At 68.2% G+C, this 3260-nt stretch carries 4 protein-coding genes; all 4 read right to left on the bottom strand.

Annotation, left to right across the window (positions count from 1 at the left end):
• The coding region (locus Q0654_RS05830; protein WP_298851473.1) for an ATP-binding protein at nt 1-1315 on the bottom strand (1315 nt) is incomplete at its 3' end.
• Nucleotides 1281-1973: a response regulator transcription factor gene (locus tag Q0654_RS05825; protein ID WP_136259750.1), complete on the bottom strand. Its 693-nt coding sequence runs from the start codon at nt 1971-1973 to the stop codon at nt 1281-1283. The genes Q0654_RS05830 and Q0654_RS05825, both read right to left, overlap by 35 nt.
• Nucleotide 1974: 1 nt before the next feature.
• Nucleotides 1975-2286: a hypothetical protein gene (locus tag Q0654_RS05820; RefSeq protein ID WP_298851460.1), complete on the bottom strand. Its 312-nt coding sequence runs from the start codon at nt 2284-2286 to the stop codon at nt 1975-1977.
• A gap of 81 nt (nt 2287-2367) precedes the next feature.
• On the bottom strand, nt 2368-3258 hold the full coding sequence (gene dusA, locus Q0654_RS05815; RefSeq protein ID WP_298851458.1) for a tRNA dihydrouridine(20/20a) synthase DusA: 891 nt from the start codon (nt 3256-3258) through the stop codon (nt 2368-2370).
• Nucleotides 3259-3260: the final 2 nt, after the last annotated feature.

Below are 3260 nucleotides of genomic sequence, written 5' to 3'. Positions count from 1 at the left end.
GGCCGATGCCGTGGCCCTGCACGCGCTCGTCGCCGCGCACGCCGCGCTGCAGGACTTTCTCGATCTTGTCCTCGGCGATGCCGGGGCCGTCATCTTCCACGCTGATGTAGAGGCCCGGCCGCTTGCGCCCGTGCTCCGGTTGCGCCTTGACCTCCAGCAACACGCGGTGGGAGGCCCACTTGAAGGCATTCTCCAGCAGGTTGCCGAGCAGTTCGAGCAGGTCGCCCTGCTCGCCGTAGAACGCCGCGCCCTCGCCGATGTCGAACTCGCACAACACGTTCTTGGCCGCGTAGACCTTCTCCAGACCCTGCACCAGATCCTCGGCCGCGCCCGCGATCGGCACCGCGCTGGCGAAAGTCTGCCGGCCAGAGGTGGCCGCGCGGGCCAGTTGATAGGCGACCAGTTCGTCCATCCGGCGCACCTGATCGAGCACCGCCGTGCTGCGTCCGGCCAGCACCTCGCCGGTGGTGGATTCCAGTTGCGAGCGGATTACCGCCAGCGGCGTCTTCAGGCTGTGCGCGAGATCCGCCAGCGTGTGCCGGTAGCGCGTGCGCTGCTCGCGCTCGTTGGTGATGAAGGCGTTGATGCGCTCGGTCAGGCCGGTCAGTTCCAGCGGGTACTGGCTGTCCAGCTGCTCGCTGTCGCCGCGCTCGACCCGGCTCATGTCGCTGGCCACCTTGCGCAGCGGGGTGAGGCTCCAGCGCAGCAGCAATAGCTGGAGCACCATCAGCATCACGCCCAGGATCGACAGCCAGATCACCAGCGCGCGCCGGTAGGCCATGTTGCCGCCCTCGAGCTGATCCTCGGTCTGCGCCACCATCACGGTGAAGCGCACCGACTTGCCCGCCTCGGTGTCCCAGGCCACGCCGTAGCTGTAGTAGTAGAGGCGACCCATGCGCGTGTCGATCGGGCCGACGAAGCGGCTGGCGCCCGGCTCCAGCGGCACCAGGAAACTGAAGTCACGGCCGATCGCGGAGGGTGACTCCCAGCGGAAGTCCTTGTCGCCCACCGCCACCGCGTAGAGGCCGGAACCCGGGCGCGAGAAATTCGGATCCGGCGAGGTGTCCGGCGACAGGATGCGGCCGTAGCGGTTGACGTCGAAGTTGGTGATGTAGGCGATTGCGAAGTTCTGCAGGCGGTCGTGCAGCGCGCTCAGCGCACGCTCCTTGTTCGCCTGCGACAGGGTCAGGCCGACCAGGCCGAGGAAGCCGGCCAGCACGAATCCGGTGGCGATCGCCGCGCGCGCCGCCAGCGACAGCGGGCGGCGCGCGGGCGATGGCTCATTCGTCGTCGCCGTCGGTGCGCGGGATGGCAAAGCGGTATCCGCGTCCACGTACCGTCTCGATGGGTTTCAGGGTGCCTTCCGGATCGAGCTTGCGGCGCAGGCGGCCGATGAAGACTTCCAGCACGTTGGAGTCGCGGTCGAAATCCTGCTGGTAGATATGCTCGGTGAGGTCGGCCTTGGAGACCAGTTCGCCCGCGTGCAGCATCAGGTATTCGAGCACCTTGTACTCGTAGCTGGTGAGGTCGACCAGCTTGCCCTCCACCGTCACCGTCTGCGCGGTGGTGTCGAGCTTGATCACCCCGCAGGCCAGGATCGGCTTGGACCAGCCGCTGGCCCGGCGCACCAGCGCGTTGATGCGCGCCAGCAGCTCCTCGACGTGGAACGGCTTGACCAGGTAGTCGTCGGCGCCGTACTTCAGTCCCTCGACCTTGTCCTGCCAGCTGCCGCGCGCGGTGAGGATCAGGATCGGGTAGCGCTGGCCCGCCTCGCGCAACGCCTTGACCAGGTCCATGCCCGACATCTTGGGCAGGCCAAGGTCGATGATGGCCAGGTCGAATGGCACCTCGCGGCCGAGATAGATGCCCTCTTCGCCGTCCTGCGCCGCATCGACGGCAAAGCCGTCGCGTTTCAGCCGGGCCGCCAGCGTCTCGCGCAACGGCGCCTCGTCTTCCACCAACAGGATGCGCATATCAATGTTTCTCCTTGCTGCCCGCATTCCGCCCGGGCGGGTTCTTGGTCGACTGGGCCGACCCCGGATTCTTGCTCGCTTCGGAGGAAATCGCCATCACCTTCACATGGCCGTTCGGGGTGAGCACCTTGATGCGGTACTCCATCCGGCGGCCGACCCCGCGCGACTCCGCAGACAATACCTTGCCGCCGGTTTCCTGCTGCACCTGGAGCACCGCCTGATCCAGCGTCACCGCCGGCTTGCCCGTCTGCGCCGCCGCCACGCCCCCGAACGGGATCAGGGCGGCCAGCAGCATGCTCTTGTACCTGATCATGCGTGAATATCCTGTCCGGCGTTGAGCGAACGCCCAGCCTAAGAGGTCAGGCCTGAATACTGGCCGGACGGGGCGCGCCTGTCACGCTGCCGCCGCGCACGGCGCCATGGCCTGCTGGAGCAATGCCCAGCCTGCCCCGGGCAGATGCGCGCCCTCGCTGAGCGCGCGGCGGAATGCGCGCGCGCCAGGCTCGCCCTGGTAAAGGCCCAGCAGGTGGCGGCTGATGTGCTTGAACGCGGTGCCGCGCGCCAGCTCGGCCTCGATGTAGGGCCGCAGGCGCTGCAGCACGCTTTCCCGGGTAGGCAGCGGCTCGCCGTGCAGCGCGTGCTCGATCTGCGCCAGCAGGTACGGATCGTGGTATGCCGCACGGCCCAGCATCACCCCATCCAGCCGGGCCAGGTGGGTACGCACCTGCTCGACCGTGGTGATGCCCCCGTTGACCACCACCACGAGCTCGGGAAACTCGCGCTTGAGCCGGTACACGCGCTCGTAGTCCAGCGGCGGGATCTCGCGGTTCTCCTTCGGCGACAGGCCCTTGAGCCAGGCCTTGCGCGCGTGCACCACCAGCACGCGCACGCCCGCCTCAAGCATGGTCTCGGTGAAGTGCTGCAGGCCTGCGTAGTCATCCTGGTCGTCCACGCCGATGCGGCACTTCACCGTCACCGGCACCTCGACCGCATCGCGCATCGCCTTCACGCACTCGCCGACCAGGGCCGGTTCGCGCATCAGGCAGGCGCCGAAGCGGCCCGACTGCACCCGGTCGGAGGGGCAACCGACGTTGAGGTTGATCTCGTCGTAGCCGGCCTCGGCGCCGAAGCGCGCCGCCTGTGCCAGTTCCTGCGGCTCGCTGCCGCCCAGCTGCAACGCCAGCGGATGTTCCTGCTGGCTGTGTTCGAGCAGGCGCAGCTGCTTGCCGCGCACCAGCGCGGCGCTGGTCACCATCTCGGTGTACAGCCGCGCGCGCGGCGACAGCA

The organism is uncultured Aquimonas sp., from assembly GCF_937888285.1.
Lineage (GTDB): Bacteria > Pseudomonadota > Gammaproteobacteria > Xanthomonadales > Xanthomonadaceae > Aquimonas.
The sequence above is the reverse complement of the archived record's forward strand: the minus strand, read 5'-3'. Positions and strand labels throughout refer to the sequence as shown.

Excerpts from the sequence above, each read along its gene's own strand:
- Q0654_RS05825 (WP_136259750.1), bottom strand. The coding sequence starts at position 1,973 with ATGCGCATCCTGTTGGTGGAAGACGAGGCGCCGTTGCGCGAGACGCTG.
- Q0654_RS05820 (WP_298851460.1), bottom strand. The coding sequence starts at position 2,286 with ATGATCAGGTACAAGAGCATGCTGCTGGCCGCCCTGATCCCGTTCGGG.